Raw genomic sequence first — 19,541 nt, forward strand, 5'->3', positions numbered from 1 at the left:
GTGGGGAGAGGGTTAGGGTGAGGGGCAAGAATAAAAAAAGGCCCCTGTTGAAATTGCAGGGGCCTGGTACAAGCAAGCATCATATTGGGCGACATGATGCGCGGTAAAAATCGGTACGTTGCTACACGTGATGACGTTCAATCAGCGATTTCATTTCCGCAACCGACTCTCCATCCACACCGTAGCGCGAGTACTCATCCGCTTCAGCATCCGTCGACATTGACAACCCTGTATTGCGATAACGCATGGGTGAAGGTATCCATTTACCCGCCGAGCTGTGCAACTCTTCCACCCCTGCGTTTAAAAACAGTTCCAGATTGCTGGCGCGTACTCCTGCGCCCGCCATGATTATTGGAACACCGGAATGTGCTTTTAGTTCCGTAATTAATTTCAGTCCTTTTTCAGCCGAGGGCTGCTGGCCCGACGTCAGAACGCGCGCCACGCCCAGTTCTGCCAGCGTATCAAAGGCTTGTATCGGATCCTGACACATATCGAACGCACGATGAAAAGTGACCGCCATTCCTTGGGCTGCACGCATGACCTGGCGCATACGCGAAAGATCGATGTTTCCGTCTTCATCCAGCACACCGATCACCAGGCCCGGAAAACCGGAATCACGGACGAGGGCGATATCCTCAAGCATGGCACTGAACTCACCCGCCGTATAACAAAAATCACCGCCGCGCGGGCGAATAATCGGGTGCACCGGAATGGTGATGGCCTGACGGGCTGATTTCAGCACGCCAAAGGACGGGGTTAATCCCCCTTCTTTCGGTGCCGCGCAAAGCTCGATGCGATCGGCCCCCTGCCGTTGCGCAGTGACGGCACACTCCACGCTGTAACAACAAATTTCCAGCAGCGCCATGTCATCCTCCTTAAATTTTACTCAACGTACCATCGTGGCACGTTGCCCGATTCGTGTCTGGATCGACGCTCACAGTGCTTACGCTTCGCTGGCGACGATCTGCTCAATAGTCCAGGGATGGAATTTCACCGTCACGCTGCCGTCCGTTACGGCAAGCGTAGGGTTCGGTAAGCGTTCGCGCTCACCTTTTGGCGAGCTGGTTTTGACGAAAATACCCGGCTGGCTTAACCCCTCGTCGGAAAGCAGCGCCAGCGCACGGGCGTTCAGCGTCTCGGGCTCCCCAGGCAGAACAATTTCGATATGCTCCCAGCCTTCGTGCGGATAACGCTTCTCTCCTGGCCAGGGCAGTTCCACAACGGTGAATTGCCAGTGCGCCACAGTAACCGGCGCGTGAAGTTTGAACAGGCAAATCGGGCGACCGTTAATGATATTCTCTGACAGCAGTTCTCCGCACTGCTCAAAGCCACGCCGCCAGCGTTCTGCGGTGGCATTCTGGTGGCAGCGCAAAGAGATGTGATCGGCCTCAAGCGGCACGATATCCAGCCCGAGACGGGTGGCAAGTTCTGTGAACGCCTGGGTGAAGCGCGGTAAATCTGCGGAAATATCATGCAGTTCGTCAATGGTGTGCCAGTTCGCCATAGGTCAGTCTCGTTTCGTGTCGCAAAGCCGCTAATTTACTCTGTTGATCTCTGTCGACCAACCGCAGAATCACGGTTTTTTTGACTGCATGATTATGCATACCGTCTTCGCCTGGATTCTGAGCAATCTTCGCCCCCCGCAGGGCTGACGCCCGAGGCCATTTGCAGTATACTCCCGCCCTAAATTCTTAAACTGGCGTGGGTGTTTTTTACCCGCATCAAAAACGTAAGGTATCCAGGTGAATATTCAGGCTCTTCTCTCAGAAAAAGTCAGTCAGGCACTGATTGCCGCAGGTGCGCCTGCGGATTGCGAACCACAGGTTCGTCAGTCAGCGAAAGTACAGTTTGGCGACTATCAGGCTAATGGCGTGATGGCAGTGGCTAAAAAACTGGGCATGCCGCCGCGACAGCTCGCTGAGCAGGTACTGACGCATCTGGATCTCAACGGCATCGCCAGCAAAACCGAAATCGCCGGTCCGGGCTTTATCAACATTTTCCTTGAGCCTGCGTTCCTGGCAAGCCACGTTGACGCGGCGCTGAAATCTGACCGTCTGGGCGTGGCTCAGCCAGAAGCGCAGACCGTGGTGGTTGACTACTCCGCGCCAAACGTGGCGAAGGAGATGCACGTCGGTCACCTGCGCTCCACCATTATCGGTGATGCGGCCGTGCGTACCCTGGAGTTCCTCGGTCACAAGGTGATCCGCGCTAACCACGTAGGCGACTGGGGCACGCAGTTCGGTATGCTGATCGCATATCTGGAAAAACAGCAGCAGGAAAACGCAGGCGAAATGGCGCTGGCAGACCTGGAAGGTTTCTACCGTGAAGCCAAAAAACACTACGACGAAGACGAAGCCTTTGCCGAGCGCGCGCGCAGCTACGTGGTGAAACTTCAAGGCGGCGATCCGTACTTCCTCGAGATGTGGCGCAAGCTGGTGGACATCACCATGTCCCAGAACCAGCTTACCTATAACCGTCTGAACGTGACCCTGACCCGCGACGACGTAATGGGTGAAAGCCTGTATAACCCGATGCTGCCGGGCATTGTGGCGGACCTGAAAGCCAAAAACCTGGCGGTGGAAAGCGAAGGCGCAACGGTAGTATTCCTTGATGAGTATAAAAACAAGGAAGGCGAACCGATGGGCGTGATCGTCCAGAAAAAGGATGGCGGCTATCTCTACACCACCACCGATATCGCCTGTGCGAAATACCGTTACGAAACCCTGCATGCAGACCGCGTGCTGTATTACATCGACTCCCGTCAGCACCAGCACCTGATGCAGGCGTGGACTATCGTGCGTAAAGCGGGTTATGTGCCGGATTCCGTGCCGCTGGAACACCACATGTTCGGCATGATGCTGGGTAAAGACGGTAAGCCGTTCAAAACCCGTGCAGGCGGCACCGTGAAGCTCTCCGATCTGCTGGATGAAGCGCTGGAGCGCGCCCGTCGCCTGGTGGCCGAGAAGAACCCGGACATGCCTGCTGACGAGCTGGAGAAACTGGCTAACGCGGTTGGGATCGGTGCGGTAAAATACGCGGATCTCTCCAAGAACCGTACCACCGACTATATCTTCGACTGGGACAACATGCTGGCGTTTGAAGGCAACACGGCGCCGTACATGCAGTACGCTTACACCCGCGTACTCTCCGTCTTCCGTAAAGCCAGTATTGACGAAAGCGTGCTGGCGAACGCCACGGTGACCCTTACCGAAGACCGTGAAGCACAGCTGGCTGCCCGCCTGCTTCAGTTCGAAGAGACGCTCTCTGTGGTCGCGCGCGACGGTACGCCGCACGTTATGTGTGCATACCTTTACGATCTGGCCGGTCTGTTCTCTGGCTTCTACGAACACTGCCCTATCCTGACCGCCGAGAGCGAAGCGGTGCGTAACAGCCGCCTGAAGCTGGCGCAGCTGACGGCGAAGACCCTGAAACTGGGTCTGGATACCCTGGGTATCGAAACCATAGAACGTATGTAAAAAAGAAACCCGGCGGTTGCCGGGTTTTTTTATAAATGAACGCCATCAGTCGTGAACGAGTACCTGGAAGGTATCTAATTCATACTCTCTGCCGTTATAGCCGATGCAGCAACCTCTGCTGAGGTGACTTCCAGCTTTACCCAAAAAGAGACCGTTATCGAATTTTGCACGGGCAACGTAGAGCTTAGTGCCATTGGCTTCATGTCCCGCCTCAACCATATTCGGTGGGAAATGTTTATCCTTAACGTCTACCCATTTTAAAGCGCCCACGTAAACTTCAAATTCATTACAAAAGTGCTCTCTTCCTCCCCATGGGACCCATGCCGTATTGCCGAACACCCATTTCCCCGGATGAATCCCACCATTCACTTTTGCGCGAATAATAAACAATGGAGATGGTCCTTTGATACCAGGAACACCTATTTCATAACCTGCTACAGGCGCGTCCAATGGGATAAACTCATCTCTTTTCGCTGATTTCCACATAATGATGTCCTTTTCAGTCTAAATAATTATCCGTAGTTAAAATCATTAAAACTCAGAAATTGAATGAATGGCAAAGTCATTATTCAGGCTTTGAAAAATAATCACCTTAACCAGTGATTTTTCCGGGCCTTCCGCATGGATAAAACGGCGAAGCGCAATAAAGGTATGGAACTGGCCAGCCACAAGCTGGCTTCCGACATACAGTAGTGGGAAATAACCCGCACCATCAATATCCTTGAAAACCGTGTCGAACATATTGATATGTTCTTCAGACATTTTATCAGCATGCATATTTACAGCAGGGTTAACGATAATACCGCCCATTGTATTTTCCATTGCATCACTCCTTGTATGAATATTAGAAGAATCTTAACGCAGATAAAAAATAGGATAAATACGGATTGTGTTTTGTGAAGAAAATCACGATTTAATACTAAGCGCAACGTATTTCCAGCCTAGTATTCACCCCATCAATATATAACACGCCTGATATTGATAGCGTAAGGTATTTTCCCGGTGCCATTATAAAAAAAAGCCTCTTCTAAAAGAGGCTTTGCAGTAATGAGATTATTATTCAGGTATTAAAAATATTTCCGTAAATATTCCGTCAGACACAGAATCGCCATTGCCTGGCCATACGGCATCGAGGTCAGCGGTATCTGGCGGTAAAACGCCAGATCGCTGCCCATCCCCGTCCCGAAGGACGTTTGCAGCAGTTCCCCTTCCGGCGAGATGTTTTGCACGATACCGCGGATCGCTTTCTCCGCCACCTCTGCATACTCTGCGCCGACATACCGCTTGCGCACGGCTTTCAGAATGCCGTAGGCAAACCCTGCCGTGGCCGACGCCTCCAGATAAGAATCAGGATCGTCCAGCAGCGTATGCCACAATCCACTCTCATCCTGACATTTTGCCAGTGCGGCGATCTGCGCATTTAGCACCTGCACCAGATAGCGACGAACGGCGTTGTTTTCTGGCAGATCCACCAGTTCGAGGAAATCCGGGATCACGATGGTCAGCCAGCTGTTGCCGCGCGCCCAGCGGGCCCGGGCAAAGTTGTGATTGCCGTCGTAATTCCAGCCGTGGAACCACAGCCCCGTCTCACGATCCATCAGGTTCTGTACGTGGAGCAGGAACTGATAGATCGCCTCCTCGACGTACTCCGGCTTATTAAGCAGCTTGCCGATTTTCGCCAGCGGCAGCACCGTCATCATCAGCGTGTCATCCCACATCTGCTGATGGTTCTCTTCCGCCAGTGTGATGTGCTGCATGCCGCCATGTTCGGTGCGCGGCATCTCATTCATCGCCCATTCCGCCCAGCTTTCCAGCCACGGCAACCAGGCCGGGTTTTTGGTCTCTTCGTAGCGATACGCCAGTGTCAGGAACGGCGACATGGTATTCACGTTTTTGGTGGTTGCGCCTTCTGCGAAACGGTCAGTAAACCAGCTGTCGATAATCTCGCGCATGCCTGCGTCACCGGTCTGGCAGTAATACTGCCAGATACCGTACAAACCAACGCCGTGCGTCCATTCCCATCCGGCCCAGCCTTTGGTGTCGATCACGCGCCCGTCGTCCAGCCGCAGCAAAAACTCACCCGTTTTGTCGTGGATATTGACCAGATTATGCGTCACCTTTTGAATCAGCGATTTCAGTTCATCCCTGGCGATAAAGCGCTCAGGCTGACGCAGTAACGGGCTATGTTTGACAGGCCAAACTTTCATCATCTTAACCTCTGTTGTATGTCGAATTCAGTACCGCACGATCCTTCAGCGAAGGGGCCGCCGGCTTGTTGCGATTCAGGTAACCGATATTGTTGTTGCCCCACAGGGATTCATACGGCATACCGGCCAGCATCTCCACGGTGGCGCGGGCCTGCGGGGTCGCCGCCTCCGGCATCGCATGGCCGGACTCGCGCATTTTCGCGGTCTCTTCACGCAGGGTGCTGTGGGTCTGCAAATTGAGTTTGAAGCGCAGGGAGACCAGGAAGCCGCAGAACAGTACCAGAATGGTGCCGACGCTCAGGATCATCAGGATAGTGTGGCTCACTTCCGCAGGCTGCACTTTTTGACCGCTGACAAAGCCAGACATCTGCATCACGATCCCCACCAGCATTACCGCACCGGCCTGGGACGCTTTACGGGTCAGCGTCATGATGCCCGCGAAGATCCCTTCGCGACGCTGACCGGTGATCACTTCGTCCACGTCAGCAATGTAGGTGTAGGTATTCCACGGTACGTAGTTGATACCCCCGCGGCCAAGACCGGCAACCGCAGAGATCAGCAGCAGCAGAGCGTAAACGTCGCTCAGGCCCGCGTAATAAAGCACCGCGTAAGAGAGCGAGGCCAGGCCAAACAGCACGACCACCATGCGGTAAGACGGCGCAGGTCCGAAGCGAATGCACAGCGGGATCATGCCAATCACGGCGAGGAACTGGAAGATGGCCATCGTGCCCAGCAGGTTGGACGCCATGGATGCTTCCTGCATCAGCACAAACACCACGTAATAGGTGAATACGGCGTTGAACACATCCTGGGCAATATAGCCGCCGAGATACATGCCCAGATGCTGGCGGAAAATCTTGATACGCAGCGTCGAACTTAATTCGACAAAAAGACGGTTCAGGCTCTGTCCCAGGGTCAGCTTTTTCTTCTCTTCTTCAGCGCGCAGGGCTGCTTCAGACCACTCTTCCCGCGGACGCTCCCAGGTGAAGAACCAGACGAAAGTAAGCATCAGCGCGCAAAGTACGGAGAAGACCAGGCTTGCATAGAAGAAGGAGATCGCGTTGTCTTTGCCGAAATGCGTGAGCAGGATCCCCGGCAGGAAGGAGGCTAGAATGGCGGACATCTGGGCCATGGAGATACGCGCCCCGGAGAATTTGGTTTTTTGTTTGAAATCGTCAGTCATTTCCGGCACCAGCGTTTCATACGGCACCAGAATCATGGTGTAAACAATATCAAAGATCAGATACGTCAGCAGGTAATACCAGAAACTCATGTCCCCTACCCACATCAGCGAGTAGCTGAAAACGCAGGGAATACCGAGCAGGATGAAGAACTTACGCCGGCCAAAACGTTTACCCAGCCAGGTGGTACCAAAATTATCGGTTAAAAAGCCCATTAACGGACTGACAACCGCATCCAGCACCCTTGCGGCGGCGAAGATAAAGGTTGCTTCAATCGGTGTGAGTCCACAGAAGGTCGTATAAAAATACAAAAGCCAGGCGGCCGTCAGGGCGGTAGTCCCCGCTCCGAGGAAGTCCCCTGAACCGTAAGCAAGATAATTTGCGAGTCCAATTTTACGTGTTTTCATTGCCGTCAACCCTAATCAGTTTTGGGAGACTCCCTGTAAGCAAACCTCGTCCGGGAGTTTTTACACGGCTACAGTAAAAGTATCGACCTGGTGAAACCTTTCTGTTTCTGCCATCACAGGGTGGTGAATGGCAAAAATGCAAAGAGTGTCAATACGCGTGTCACTGATTTATAAAACAGCGTTTCTTTTGTATCAAAAGGGAAGGCCAATTTTGCGAGCCAGCCTTCAGAAATGCCTGAAGACTGGCGAAAAGGCGGGCAGTTAGCGGTAGTTGACGAGCACCTCGTTGCGCTGAACCTTCAGCGCCGGGATCAGACGTCCACCGCCTGGCACTTCCCAGATAAAGCGTAAAGGTTCCTGAGCAGACACCCCGTTGAAGGCCTGGGTGATGCCACTTTGGCCCTCGATTTCCGCGCAGCGGGTCAGCGAGCACAGCCGCACCCGCAACCCGGCCGGTGTGGGCCCCGTCAGGGTGTAATTCCAGGCCACCAGCGTCATCTGCCCGGAGACGGGCTCAGAGGCTGACAGCGGACGGGAGGAGATCGACTCCCCCCGATGGTTGAGCGTTAAGCCGATACTGCTGGCCTGCCATGCCCCCTCGCCTGCGGCCTGCACCGCCAGCGGGAAAAATAAGATCCACAGCCACTTACGCATTATTTCCCTCCTATGGTCGCCGTCATGCGAATATTGCGGTTATCGGACAGCTCCATATTCGACAGCACCACCAGCTGGTTCAGGCTCCGGCGCAGGAAGCGCGACAGCAGCGGACGCAGCGCATGATTCACCAGCAGCACCGGCGGCGCGCCCAGCATCTCCTGACGCGCCAGCGCCTCCTGGGTTTGCGCCAGCAATCTGTCCGCCAGACCCGGCTCCAGCCCGCCACCGCCCTGTAGGGCCTGAAGCAGCAGACGTTCCAGCGGCGTGTCCAGGCCAATCACCTGCACTTCGCCGGTTCCCGGGAACCATTGCTGGGTTATGGCGCGCCCGAGCGCCACGCGCACCACCGCCGTCAGCTCATGTGGATCGCTCTGGAGCGGCGCATGCTCGGCCAGTGTTTCCAGAATGGTGCGCATATCGCGGATCGGCACCTTCTCATCGAGCAGATTTTGCAGCACTTTGTGCAGGGTGGTTAAGGTCAGCACGCCCGGCACCAAATCTTCGGTCAGCTTCGGCATCTCCTGCGTTACGCGGTCAAGCAGCTGCTGCGCCTCCTGACGTCCAAACAGTTCCGCGGAGAACTGGCCAATCAGATGGTTGAGGTGCGTCGCGACCACGGTACTGGCCTCAACAACCGTGTAACCCTGGATCTGCGCCTGCTCTTTCAGGGCGCTCTCAATCCAGATGGCCGCCAGACCAAAGGCCGGGTCGGTCGTCTGCTCACCCGGCAACGTGCCAGCGGCAGTGCCAGGGTTAATCGCCAGCCAGCGGCCGGGGTACGCATCACCGCTGCCGATTTCCACCCCTTTCATCAGGATGCGGTAGCGTGCGGGCGGGAGATCCATATTGTCCCGGATATGCACCACCGGCGGCAGGAAGCCCATGTCCTGGGCGAATTTTTTACGAATGCTGCGGATACGGCCAAGCAGTTCGCCATCCTGCTGGAAGTCCACCATCGGGATAAGGCGGTACCCCACTTCCATCCCCAGCGAATCTTCGAGCTGAACGTCGTTCCAGGTGGCTTCCACCGCCTGGGTGTTCTCAGGCATTTTGACCGGCGCTGGCTCTGCCTTAGGCTGAGTTTCACGGCCACGCATCCACCAGGCAAGGCCCAGCAGCGCGGCAGTGAACAGCAGGAATACCAGGTTTGGCATGCCCGGCACCATACCGAGCAGGCCCAGTACCGCCGCGGAGAGCAGCATAACGCGCGGGTTGCTGAACAACTGCCCCACCATCTGCTCGCCTACATCCTGATCGGTGCTGACGCGGGTCACAATCACCCCCGCCGCGGTGGAGATCACCAGTGCCGGGATCTGTGCCACCAGACCATCACCAATGGTCAGCAGCGTATAGCTTTCCGCTGCGTGGCCCATGTCCATGCCGTGTTGCAGCACGCCGACCAGCAGGCCGCCGACGACGTTAATCACCATGATCAGAATGCCCGCGATGGCGTCACCGCGCACAAACTTACTCGCACCGTCCATGGAGCCGTAGAAATCTGCCTCCTGGGTCACTTCGGCACGGCGTTTTTTTGCTTCATCTTCCGCAATCAGCCCGGCATTCAGGTCGGCGTCGATGGCCATCTGCTTGCCCGGCATCCCGTCGAGCACGAAGCGCGCGCCCACTTCTGCGATACGCCCCGCCCCTTTAGTGATAACCATGAAGTTGATAATCACCAGAATGACGAACACCACGATACCGATGGCGAAGTTGCCGCCCACCAGGAAGTGACCGAAGGCTTCGACCACCTTGCCCGCCGCCGCCGCGCCGGTGTGCCCTTCCATCAGGATGATACGCGTGGAGGCAACGTTCAGCGCGAGGCGCAGCAGCGTGGTGAACAGCAGGATCGTTGGAAACGCGGCGAACTCCAGCGTGCGCTGGGTGAACATCGCCACCAGCAGCACCATGATGGACAACGCAATGTTGAAGGTGAAAAGCAGGTCGAGGATAAATGCCGGTAACGGCAGCACCATCATCGACAGAATTAGCAGGATCAGAATCGGTCCGGCAAGGATCTGCCATTGCGTCGATTTCAGGTTGCCGGGCAGGCGCAACATTGCCACCAGATTAGCCATCAGTGTCCTTCTCGTTCAAAAAATCCAGTGCTTCAGGCACCGGAAGGTTCTCAGGTTTTACAGGTCGTTGACCGCCCGCTAAACGCCAGCGTTTCAGTTGCCACACCCAGGCCAGCACCTCTGCGACAGCGGCGTAGAGCTGGCCCGGGATCTGTTGTCCAATTTCCGCGTGGCGATACAGCGCACGGGCTAATGGCGGTGCTTCAAGGATCGGTACGCGGTTTTCCGTCGCGATTTCACGAATGCGCAGCGCAATTAGCCCGGCCCCTTTCGCCACCACTTTCGGTGCGCTCATTTTGTTTTCGTCGTACTGAAGCGCCACGGAGTAGTGGGTCGGGTTAGTGACAATCACATCGGCTTTCGGCACATCTTCCATCATGCGACGACGCGCGGCAGCACGTTGCATCTGGCGGATACGGCCCTTGACGTGCGGGTCGCCTTCCATCTGTTTATATTCATCGCGAATATCCTGACGCGACATTCGCAGCTTCTTGATATGGGAAAAGATCTGGAAGATAACGTCGAACGCCACCATCGGAATAATGCTGAGAACCACCAGCAGCGAGCCTAATCCGACCAGGTTCAGGGCATTCTTCATCGCCGTCATGGGGGATTCACTGATCAGACGCATCATCTCCGGCCAGTGGTGCCACAGAAAAAACCCGGCAGCACTGCCCATAAGAAGCGATTTCAGGATCGCTTTAAGAAGCTCAGCCCCGGTTTGAGCTGAAAACATTTTCGCAATACCGGGTAGCGGGTTGAGCTTGGAGAATTTCGGTTGCAGCGATTTACCGCTGAACACCAGGCCACCGAGCATGACCGGCGAAACAAGAGCCACGATGACCACCCCGGCAATCAACGGCAGCAGAGCGATCATGGCGCTTTTAACCAGGTTGATGATCTGAATGAGGATCAGATTGGGGTCATTGACCATGCTGTGATCAAAACGTAAGCCAGCAGAGAGCATTCCCGCCAGTCTGCGGGCAAGCATCTCCCCGCCCCACCAGATTATGCAGACGCCCACCACCAGGATCAGCAGGGAGGTCAGCTCTCGGGATCGGGGGATCTGCCCATCCTCACGGGCTTTTTCAAGTCGGTGGGGTGTGGGGGCTTCTGTTTTGTCGTCGTTCTCTTCTGCCACTGTGCCTGCTCGCAGCCCATTAATTCACGGGTATCATGCCAGCGCAGAGAAAATCCAATGGCGGGAAAAGCCCGTTTATTCGGGCTCTTTTCGCTGTTTTTGTTCTGAACCACCTCAGGCCGCGTTCACAGCCTGAGGCAGAAGGGCAATCAGAAACCAAGACTGTCCAGCAGATCGTCCACCTGATCCTGGCTTGCCACCACGCCCGCTTTGCTGGTGTCAAGCTGTGGACCATTGAGCAAGCTTTCGTTCTCGCGTTTCGGTCGGGCAGCCGGTTCCGGAATATTTTCCAGCAGCACCATCAACAGCTGACGTTCAATCTCCTGAATCACATCCATCATGCGCTTGATCACCTGGCCGGTGAGGTCCTGGAAATCCTGCGCCATCATGATGTCCAGCAGTTGCGCATTGGTGAAGCTGGTGTGTCCTGGCACATCGCCCAGGAACTGACGGGTGTCCGTTACCAGTTCGCGGGCATCCGCCAGCTCAATGGGGTTCTCAAACCACTCATCCCAGCGTTGGGTCAGCGCTTTCGCCCCCTTCTCCATCGCATCCTGGTGCGGCTGTGACGCCTCAACGCTGTTCAGCGCTCGCTCGGCCGCCTGCGCGGTCATCTGCACCACGTAGTCCAGACGGTCGCGCGCGTCGGGGATGGCTTCCGCCGCTTCGGCGATAGCCTGGTCCAGCCCCAGCTCACGGAGGCTGTCGCGCAGCATGCGGGTCAGGCTACCAATACGGGCAATAATGTCGCTCGGCGAATGTTCTTCAACGGGTTTCATAGCAGGTTGCAACATTTCCATCACCTCACATGCCGAGTTTCTCGAAGATCTTCCCGAGCTTCTCTTCCAGAGTCGCCGCGGTGAATGGCTTCACCACGTAGCCGCTTGCGCCCGCCTGTGCAGCGGCAATAATGTTCTCTTTCTTCGCTTCTGCGGTCACCATCAGCACCGGCAGAGAGGCCATGCCTGCATCCGCGCGGATGGTTTTCAGCAGTTCGAGACCGTCCATGTTCGGCATGTTCCAGTCGGAAATCACAAAACCAAACCCGCCAGCCTGGAGTTTGTTCAGCGCATCCACCCCGTCTTCTGCTTCTTCAACGTTGTTGAAGCCTAGCTCTTTTAGCAGGTTGCGCACAATGCGACGCATGGTGGAAAAGTCATCCACAACCAAAAACTTAAGCTCTTTATCCGCCATAAAATAATACTCCTGAGTCAAATACGTATTGCCTGTCCGGCACTGATTTTCGCCAGCATCTGCTGGCTTACCTGGCTAAGATCGACCACTTCGCTTACGCCACCCATATTGATGGCCTCGCGCGGCATGCCGAACACCACACAACTTGCTTCATTCTGCGCAATCGTCCAGGCGCCAGCCTGGTGCATCGCGAGCATTCCGGCGGCGCCGTCGTTGCCCATCCCCGTCAGGATCACCCCCACGGCGTTGCGCCCCGCATGTTTCGCCACCGAATGAAACAGCACATCCACCGACGGACGGTGCCGGTTAACCGGCGGCCCGTCATGAATTTTGATTTGATAGTTCGCCCCGCTGCGCGCCAGCTCCATATGTTTGTCACCCGGGGCGATATACGCGTGACCTGGCAGCACGCGCTCGCCGTCTTCCGCCTCTTTCACGCTGATCTGGCACAGCTTATTCAGGCGCTCCGCGAATGAGCGGGTAAACCCCGGCGGCATATGTTGCGTAATCAGGATACCCGGGCTTGAGAGCGGCAATGGCTGGAGTACATGGCGAATTGCCTCTGTTCCTCCGGTTGACGCCCCAATGACCAGCAGTTTTTCCGAGCTGAGTAACGGTCCGGCCTTCAGGGTTGCCGGCGCGGCCATCGGCTTGTGGGCCGCCAGTTTTGCGCGCGACGCGGTACGGATTTTCTCGGCGATCATCTCGCTGTACGCCAGCATCCCCTCGCGAATGCCGAGCTGCGGCTTGGTGACAAAATCCACCGCCCCCAGCTCCAGCGCGCGCAGGGTGATTTCTGAACCTTTACCGGTCAGAGATGACACCATCACCACCGGCATCGGGCGCAGGCGCATTAATTTTTCCAGGAAATCGATGCCATCCATGCGTGGCATTTCGACATCCAGCGTCAGCACGTCGGGGTTATATTTTTTGATTAAATCCCGCGCGACCAGCGGATCGGGCGCTGTTGCCACCATCTCCATATCGCTGTGGCTATTGATGATTTCGGTCATGATCTGACGCATCAGCGCAGAATCATCGACAGACAATACCCTGATTTTACTCATGCTTTTTCCTTACTCAGCGCATAAACCGTTTGCCCACGCAGGCTAAACTCACGCACGAGGTTGCTGAAGTTTTCCGAGTGCCCGGCAAACAGTAAACCGTCAGGCTTGAGCAACGGAACAAAGCGACGCAGAATGTCCTGTTGCGTCGTTTTATCAAAATAGATCATCACGTTACGGCAAAAAATGGCGTCGAATGGCCCCGGCACGTTGTACTGCTTATCCAGTAAATTAACGGGAGCAAATTCCACGCAGTTCGCCAGCTCCTGGCGTACGCGCACCAGTCCTTCATGCGGGCCGGTACCGCGCATGAAGTAACGCTGTAGCTGCTGAGGAGACAGCGTTTTTAGTTCATCCTGGCGATAAACGCCGTTACGGGCTTTTTCCAGCACTTCGGTGTCGATGTCGCTGGCGTACACTTTCCAGCGGCCCGGCGCCATTCCCAGGGTGTCTGCAAGGGTGATGGCCAGCGAGTACGGCTCTTCCCCGGTAGAGGCTGCCGCGCTCCAGACGCGATACTCTCCGCTACGGCGACGGGCGTGTTCCGCCAGCACCGGGAAGTGATGCGCCTCGCGGAAAAACGCGGTCAGGTTGGTGGTTAATGAGTTGATAAATGCCTGCCATTCGGCGCTGTTCTGGTTCGCTTCGAGCATGCTCAGATAGCGGCCAAAATCATCCAGCCCCAGCGTGCGCAAGCGCCGCACCAGCCGGTTGTAGACCATGTCTCGCTTATGGTCCGCAAGCACGATCCCCGCACGCTGGTAGATTAACTGACATATCCGACGAAAATGCGCGTCGGACAGCGCGAGGCGCTGTGTCATCTGCAACAATAATGACGTTTGCCCTGAGGGCATGGGTGATGTCATAGCGCCTTCTCAATCACATTCAGGATACAACGGGTACGGCCTGTGACCGTCCGACTTCTGTTACTGCTTCAACGTGCTCTTTCACATTAAATACGGCGACCAACCCGGTAAGGTGATCCGCCTGGTTTGCCAGCTGATCGGTAGCCGCCGCCGCCTCTTCCACCAGTGAGGCGTTCTGCTGCGTAACCTGATCCATCTGTGTAACGGCCTGCGCCACCTGCTCAATACCACGGCGTTGTTCATCAGACGCCGAGGCAATCTCGCCCATAATGTCGTTAACCCGCGTCACGGAGGTGACAATCTCGTGCATGGTCTGCGCGGCGGTATCCACCAGCGCGGAGCCCTGCTGAACGCGGGAGACCGACTCTTCTATCAGCCCTTTGATCTCTTTCGCCGCGTTGGCGCTGCGACTGGCTAGGTTTCGGACTTCACCGGCAACCACCGCGAACCCGCGCCCCTGCTCTCCGGCACGCGCCGCTTCAACGGCCGCGTTCAGCGCCAGAATATTGGTCTGGAACGCGATACCGTCGATGACGCTGATAATGTCGCCAATTTTCTGCGAGCTGGCGGCAATCTGCTGCATCGTGCTGGCGACGTGAGAAGCCTGGTCGCCCCCACGTTTCGCCGTCATCGCCGCCTGTTTTGACAAGTCGGACGCCTGACGCGCGTTATCGGCGTTCTGGCTTACCGTCGCGGTCAGTTGCTCCATGCTGGCCGCCGTCTGCGCCAGCGATGCCGCCTGCTGTTCGGTGCGGGATGAGAGATCGTTATTGCCTGCCGCAATCTCTGTGATCCCGGTATGCATGGCGTAACTGCCCTGACGAACGTTGCTTACCGTTTCCCGCAGCGAACTCTGCATCGCCTTCAGGCTGGCGAAAATCGCTGATATTTCATTCCTGCCATACACGGCCACCGGACGCGCCAGGTCGCCCTTCGCCATACTGTCGAAGTGGCTGCTGACGATCGCCAGCGGCTGGACGATCATTTTGCGCGACCACCACAGCGAGCCGCCGGTCAGCAGGGCGGCCAGGATCACCATGGTCAGGAAAATCACCCCTGACATGCGGTAGCTGGTACGGCTGTCCGCACCGGCACGCGCCACAAACTGGTTAATATCCTGCTGCCATGCGTTAAAGCTGTCGTCAAATGCCGCCTGAGACGCCTGCACCGGCGCGGTCAGGAAGTCAGAAAGCTGGTTGTTCTCCAGCCACGTCGCCTGATGGTCGAGATCGCCGTACCACACATCAAAGTTCTTTTTCATGGCGACCTTCAGCGTTTTCTCTTTCTCACTCACCGCCTCCTGCGCCGTAAACGCCTTAAACTGCGCGTCGGCCTGCTTCAGGCTGCTGCGGGCCACGACCATCAGCGCCTTAATATCATCCGGCGGATAGCTCAGCGCGGTTAACGTCCCTGCTTTGTTCAGCGCAGTGCTTGCCTGTAACAGCACGGCACGCGTTTGTGCCAGTGCGGAGCGCTGCTGATTACTCGTCTCAACTTCCTGCAAATTCTGATAGCCATCGCGAAACGCCCAGAAAGACAACCCGTTACTGCCAACCTGCAAAACCCCACACAGGATCAGAATCAAAAACAGTGTGGTCGAGATACGAATACGATTTAACATCCACGCTCCCATCAAGCGGCAAGCAGCCGCGGTTTAATTGTCAGTCAAAATGTTTCCCAGTTTTCATCTTGTCCGGTCACCGCTGCGCGCGTAGGTGTTGTCACGGGCGCCGGGGTTGCTTCGCTGTACGCTGACCGCGAGCTGACCGTATTTATTGTTTTTGAAGTAAGACGGAACGCCGAGACGGCCATTTTCAGGCGGCTCGCCTGATCCTCAAGCGCAGCGGCCGCGGCAGCGGACTCCTGCACCAGGGCGGCGTTTTGCTGCGTCACACGATCCATTTCCGATACCGCCAGAGCGACCTGGTCAATACCACGACTCTGCTCATCCGATGCAGAGGCGATTTCACCCATGATGTCCGTCACGCGCGTCACGGCATTCACGATGTCATTCATGGTTTCACCCGCACTTTCCACCAGCACCGAGCCGGTATCCACGCGTGAAACAGAGTCTTCAATCAGGGCTTTGATCTCTTTCGCCGCATTGGCGCTGCGGCTGGCGAGGTTACGTACTTCGCCAGCGACCACGGCAAACCCACGTCCCTGCTCGCCCGCACGCGCCGCTTCAACGGCCGCGTTCAGCGCGAGAATGTTGGTCTGGAAGGCGATGCCGTCGATAACGCTGATGATATCGGCGATTTTCTTCGAGCTGTCGGCAATGTCATGCATGGTTTTCACCACGCCGTCGACCACCCGACCGCCGCGCTGGGCGGTGTCGGACGCGCTTTCTGCAAGCTGCGACGCCTGACGGGCGTTGTCGGCATTCTGCTTCACGGTCGCGGTGAGCTGCTCCATGCTTGCCGCCGTCTCTTCCAGAGCGGACGCCTGCTGTTCGGTACGGGACGAGAGATCGTTGTTGCCCATCGCGATTTCACTCGTGCCGGTATAGATGGCATCCGCCCCCTCGCGCACGTTGGCGACGGTATCAATCAGCGAACGCTGCATATGGTCGACGCTGGTCGCCAGCTCGGTGATCTCGTTGCGACCAGAAACGGTCAGCGTTTTCGTGAGATCGCCCCGGCCAATATCGCGGATATGGGCAATGACGCGGCCAAGCGGATTAAGAAGGATATGACGAATGCCGTACCACACGGCCACCAGCACGATGACAAGCGCGAGGGCGAGCACCGCCATCTGCCATTTCGCGAAACGGTAGTCGTTCTGGCTTTGCGTAAAGGCGGAGTGATAAAGCTCGCCGCTGGCTTTGGCATACTCGCCGAGCGCCGCGCCGAGTGCGTTCTGCATGCCCTGGGTCGGCTGCGCGAAATAGGCATCCATATTGCCCTTCTCCAGGAACTGCACCAGCTCCGTGAGGCCGGCGAAGTAGGCCAGATATTTTTCATCTATGTTCGCGCTCGCCTGCGCCATTGCGGGCTGAGGGGCGATTTTTTTGAAGGCCTCGTAATGTTTCGCCGCGTCTGCCAGCGTGGCGCGCGCATTCTTCAGCAGTTCCGTTTTTGCGCTGCTCTGCTGGTTGTTCGGATCCATCATCATGCGGGCAGACGAGCGGCTCAGATTGATACGCGTCTGCAACATCAGATCCCAGGTTGTGGTCAGTTCGCTTTGCTGCATCCGCAAATCGTTCGAGGCCGCGAAGCTGTCCTGGTTCTGTTTTAACGAGGAGAAAAAGAGGCCGCCAGAAATAAGCTGAAGAAGTGCGAAAATGACCAGCACCATCATAAGCATTGTGACAACGCGGATACGGTTCAACATACAACACCTTCTCATCGATTGATTAACGGTGTTATCGGCAGGGGCCACGGGAACTTTACATTTGCGAAAGGGAAAAGCGCGGGGAGTCAGAACGCGACGTCAACGATCAGCGTGTCGGTGTAGGTTCCGGCAGGCGGCGTGGCCTGGCTGGTCAGGACCTTAGCGCTGTAGTTATAGGTGCGTAAAAGCCCGTCGGTACTGACCTGGGATGAGCTGGCGCTGGCCCAGCGCTCGCTGCCACTGCCGCCCCAGCGGTTGCTGGTCGCCTCTTTATAGATGTCGTAACTCATAAAATTGCTGCCGCTAACCATACGACGAACGTTGTTCAGGGCGTTTGCTCCATTATTAATGCCTATGGTGTAGGTGCTGCCCTTGGTGCAGGTGACGGCGATCGACTGCGAAACGGTGGGAAAATTTTGCACCAGCGGCGCGCTGTTAAAATTCACGTCCGGCGTGGTCATCGTGCTGCAATCGTTGGTGACGGTCATGTTGAGGAGAATAGAGGTAGTTGCCGTGCCGGTTTGCGGGGTCAGGCATAGCCCGCCCGCGCCAACGGCGCACACGTTGTAGTTGATGCTGAACGTTAACAACACCTGGTACGGCCCGGCCGTGACGTTCTGCCCCGGCACAGTACGGAAATAAAGCGGAATGTTGTAGCGCCTTGACCCCAGCAGCCCGAGCAGGGTGTTGCCATTCCAGGTATAGGTTTTGCTGATTTGTACTTCACTGTTTCCGCCGCAGCCAGTGGCACCGCACAGGCGCGTGGGGATAACGTCCGCGATGGCCGCATTATCGGTACGTTTCATGGTGGCGCGGCTGTTGGCGGCTATCGACGCCGAGGTGTAGGTCAGCGTCACCGAGTCGTTGGTTAGCAGGTTGAGAACAGTATCGCAGGACACCACCAGCGTGCCGGTGGTTTGCACCTCCCCCGTACTGCTCAGGGCGAATGAGGTGACGCTGCCAAACGAGGCGTTCACCGTACTGACGGTGCAGGCCGCCCAGCCGCTGCCCGAGAACAGCAACAGTATGGCTATCAACAGGCGTTTCACGGCGCCTCCCGGCAGGTCAGCGGACCGTAGGTTTGCAGCTTATGCTCGGGATTTGCGCCCACGTTCAACGTTGCGATACAGCGTTTACCGTCCGGGGTGATGACCTCCAGAGGATTCACATCGTTGAGGTTTTCCAGCCAGGCGAGGCCGTCGTAGCCAACAACCGCGCTACTGCGGGACGCGCGTTTGACCTGGCTTCCCACCGGGATCGCATTGCCCTGCGCGTCATGCAGGATCACGCTGGCAACCCGCTCCTGCTCCATCGGGAAATCCACCAGATAACCGTTATGCCGACGAATCGCCACCCGACGCTCGGTCTCTTTCAGCCGGGTATCCGCAGGTAAGTTCAGGGTATCAATGCGGTAGCTCGCCGGGTAATAGGCGGAAACGCCGCTGACCAGCAGATAACCTTTGTTATTGGTTTTACCAACCGGCTGGTTCTCGTAGCTGACGGGTACGTCCGGATGTCCGTCGGTGCTGATCACCACAAACGCATCGTTGATTTTATTCGCCGCAAACAGCTCACCGTCCATCAGGACGACAGAGCCCATCGCCTCGCCCCACCAGGTCATCATCCCCTTCTCACCGTAGCCGCCGCCCTGAAGCTCAACATTGTTATTCCGCCAGCCGAGCGTGGCCTGTTGATAGTTACTCGACCGCGACTGGTTGGCCCAGGCCATGTTCCAGCTAAAGCCGCCGTCAGACGGCATCGAGTGGTTGTAGTTAATGCGTTGAGTGCTGCCTGCGTCAGGCGTGTTTTCAAAGGTAACGGCGGCGCTGTCACGTTCGCCCAGAGGGACCTGCAACGACAGCGCAACCGTCCAGTCGTCCCGCTGCTGGTCACGGCTGGCCGCCAGGTAAATACTGCTTGAGCGCCACAGATTTCGGCTC

Annotated in this window: 18 protein-coding genes; 1 reads left to right on the top strand and 17 read right to left on the bottom strand. The window is 56.6% G+C overall.

What is annotated here, in order from left to right:
- Positions 1-121: 121 nt before the first annotated feature.
- Entirely contained in the window at positions 122-865 is a 744-nt protein-coding gene (gene cutC, locus HP459_RS03645; protein ID WP_023300450.1) for a copper homeostasis protein CutC, read from the bottom strand.
- A gap of 78 nt (positions 866-943) precedes the next feature.
- Positions 944-1,504, bottom strand: a complete 561-nt coding sequence (locus HP459_RS03650; protein WP_063150080.1) for a VOC family protein — start codon at positions 1,502-1,504, stop codon at positions 944-946.
- A 238-nt stretch (positions 1,505-1,742) separates the two neighbouring features.
- Between HP459_RS03650 and argS the strand changes: the two genes are divergently transcribed.
- Positions 1,743-3,476, top strand: coding sequence for an arginine--tRNA ligase (gene argS / locus HP459_RS03655; RefSeq protein WP_022648494.1), 1,734 nt, complete (start codon positions 1,743-1,745; stop codon positions 3,474-3,476).
- 45 nt (positions 3,477-3,521) lie between these two features.
- On the opposite strand, the gene HP459_RS03660 is transcribed toward argS, so the two are convergent.
- The 15 genes from HP459_RS03660 to HP459_RS03730 form a co-directional block, all read right to left on the bottom strand.
- The gene (locus tag HP459_RS03660) at positions 3,522-3,962 is read right to left on the bottom strand and encodes a DUF3421 domain-containing protein (protein WP_171935945.1); all 441 of its coding nucleotides are present in this window, start codon (positions 3,960-3,962) and stop codon (positions 3,522-3,524) included.
- A gap of 45 nt (positions 3,963-4,007) precedes the next feature.
- Positions 4,008-4,298: a hypothetical protein gene (locus tag HP459_RS03665; RefSeq protein WP_032624037.1), complete on the bottom strand. Its 291-nt coding sequence runs from the start codon at positions 4,296-4,298 to the stop codon at positions 4,008-4,010.
- A 245-nt stretch (positions 4,299-4,543) separates the two neighbouring features.
- Positions 4,544-5,683, bottom strand: a complete 1,140-nt coding sequence (locus HP459_RS03670; protein ID WP_045308666.1) for a glycoside hydrolase family 105 protein — start codon at positions 5,681-5,683, stop codon at positions 4,544-4,546.
- Positions 5,684-5,687: 4 nt separating this feature from the next.
- A complete protein-coding gene (locus HP459_RS03675) occupies positions 5,688-7,271 on the bottom strand; it encodes an MFS transporter (RefSeq protein WP_022648498.1) in 1,584 nt (527 codons plus the stop codon).
- 261 nt (positions 7,272-7,532) lie between these two features.
- Positions 7,533-7,925, bottom strand: a complete 393-nt coding sequence (locus tag HP459_RS03680; RefSeq protein WP_048966690.1) for a flagellar protein FlhE — start codon at positions 7,923-7,925, stop codon at positions 7,533-7,535.
- Complete coding sequence (gene flhA / locus HP459_RS03685; protein ID WP_003859723.1) at positions 7,925-10,003, bottom strand: flagellar biosynthesis protein FlhA; 2,079 nt, start codon at positions 10,001-10,003, stop codon at positions 7,925-7,927. The genes HP459_RS03680 and flhA overlap by 1 nt, the downstream gene beginning before the upstream one ends.
- Positions 9,996-11,144, bottom strand: a complete 1,149-nt coding sequence (gene flhB, locus HP459_RS03690) for a flagellar biosynthesis protein FlhB (protein ID WP_022648500.1) — start codon at positions 11,142-11,144, stop codon at positions 9,996-9,998. Before flhB ends, flhA begins: the two co-directional genes overlap by 8 nt.
- A gap of 149 nt (positions 11,145-11,293) precedes the next feature.
- Positions 11,294-11,938, bottom strand: a complete 645-nt coding sequence (gene cheZ, locus HP459_RS03695; RefSeq protein ID WP_022648501.1) for a protein phosphatase CheZ — start codon at positions 11,936-11,938, stop codon at positions 11,294-11,296.
- Between the two features lie 10 nt (positions 11,939-11,948).
- Positions 11,949-12,338, bottom strand: coding sequence for a chemotaxis response regulator CheY (gene cheY / locus HP459_RS03700; protein ID WP_000763862.1), 390 nt, complete (start codon positions 12,336-12,338; stop codon positions 11,949-11,951).
- A gap of 17 nt (positions 12,339-12,355) precedes the next feature.
- A complete protein-coding gene (locus HP459_RS03705) occupies positions 12,356-13,405 on the bottom strand; it encodes a chemotaxis response regulator protein-glutamate methylesterase (RefSeq protein ID WP_014884341.1) in 1,050 nt (349 codons plus the stop codon).
- On the bottom strand, positions 13,402-14,268 hold the full coding sequence (cheR, locus tag HP459_RS03710; protein ID WP_017384409.1) for a protein-glutamate O-methyltransferase CheR: 867 nt from the start codon (positions 14,266-14,268) through the stop codon (positions 13,402-13,404). Before cheR ends, HP459_RS03705 begins: the two co-directional genes overlap by 4 nt.
- Before the next feature lie 19 nt (positions 14,269-14,287).
- The gene (tap, locus tag HP459_RS03715) at positions 14,288-15,889 is read right to left on the bottom strand and encodes a methyl-accepting chemotaxis protein IV (protein ID WP_171935946.1); all 1,602 of its coding nucleotides are present in this window, start codon (positions 15,887-15,889) and stop codon (positions 14,288-14,290) included.
- Between the two features lie 44 nt (positions 15,890-15,933).
- Complete coding sequence (tar, locus tag HP459_RS03720) at positions 15,934-17,601, bottom strand: methyl-accepting chemotaxis protein II (RefSeq protein ID WP_171935947.1); 1,668 nt, start codon at positions 17,599-17,601, stop codon at positions 15,934-15,936.
- 86 nt (positions 17,602-17,687) lie between these two features.
- Positions 17,688-18,650, bottom strand: a complete 963-nt coding sequence (locus HP459_RS03725; RefSeq protein ID WP_023300457.1) for a spore coat U domain-containing protein — start codon at positions 18,648-18,650, stop codon at positions 17,688-17,690.
- Positions 18,647-19,541 (bottom strand): fimbria/pilus outer membrane usher protein (locus HP459_RS03730; protein ID WP_171935948.1); only part of this gene is annotated, 895 nt, incomplete at its 5' end. The genes HP459_RS03725 and HP459_RS03730, both read right to left, overlap by 4 nt.

The sequence above is a fragment of the Enterobacter sp. CM29 genome (assembly GCF_013179605.1).
GTDB lineage: Bacteria > Pseudomonadota > Gammaproteobacteria > Enterobacterales > Enterobacteriaceae > Enterobacter > Enterobacter intestinihominis.

Coding starts and splice junctions, on each gene's coding strand:
- cutC (WP_023300450.1), bottom strand. CDS start 865: ATGGCGCTGCTGGAAATTTGTTGTTACAGCGTGGAGTGTGCCGTCACT.
- HP459_RS03650 (WP_063150080.1), bottom strand. CDS start 1,504: ATGGCGAACTGGCACACCATTGACGAACTGCATGATATTTCCGCAGAT.
- HP459_RS03660 (WP_171935945.1), bottom strand. CDS start 3,962: ATGTGGAAATCAGCGAAAAGAGATGAGTTTATCCCATTGGACGCGCCT.
- HP459_RS03665 (WP_032624037.1), bottom strand. CDS start 4,298: ATGGAAAATACAATGGGCGGTATTATCGTTAACCCTGCTGTAAATATG.
- HP459_RS03670 (WP_045308666.1), bottom strand. CDS start 5,683: ATGAAAGTTTGGCCTGTCAAACATAGCCCGTTACTGCGTCAGCCTGAG.
- HP459_RS03675 (WP_022648498.1), bottom strand. CDS start 7,271: ATGAAAACACGTAAAATTGGACTCGCAAATTATCTTGCTTACGGTTCA.
- HP459_RS03680 (WP_048966690.1), bottom strand. CDS start 7,925: ATGCGTAAGTGGCTGTGGATCTTATTTTTCCCGCTGGCGGTGCAGGCC.
- flhA (WP_003859723.1), bottom strand. CDS start 10,003: ATGGCTAATCTGGTGGCAATGTTGCGCCTGCCCGGCAACCTGAAATCG.
- cheZ (WP_022648501.1), bottom strand. CDS start 11,938: ATGTTGCAACCTGCTATGAAACCCGTTGAAGAACATTCGCCGAGCGAC.
- cheY (WP_000763862.1), bottom strand. CDS start 12,338: ATGGCGGATAAAGAGCTTAAGTTTTTGGTTGTGGATGACTTTTCCACC.
- HP459_RS03705 (WP_014884341.1), bottom strand. CDS start 13,405: ATGAGTAAAATCAGGGTATTGTCTGTCGATGATTCTGCGCTGATGCGT.
- cheR (WP_017384409.1), bottom strand. CDS start 14,268: ATGACATCACCCATGCCCTCAGGGCAAACGTCATTATTGTTGCAGATG.
- tap (WP_171935946.1), bottom strand. CDS start 15,889: ATGTTAAATCGTATTCGTATCTCGACCACACTGTTTTTGATTCTGATC.
- tar (WP_171935947.1), bottom strand. CDS start 17,601: ATGTTGAACCGTATCCGCGTTGTCACAATGCTTATGATGGTGCTGGTC.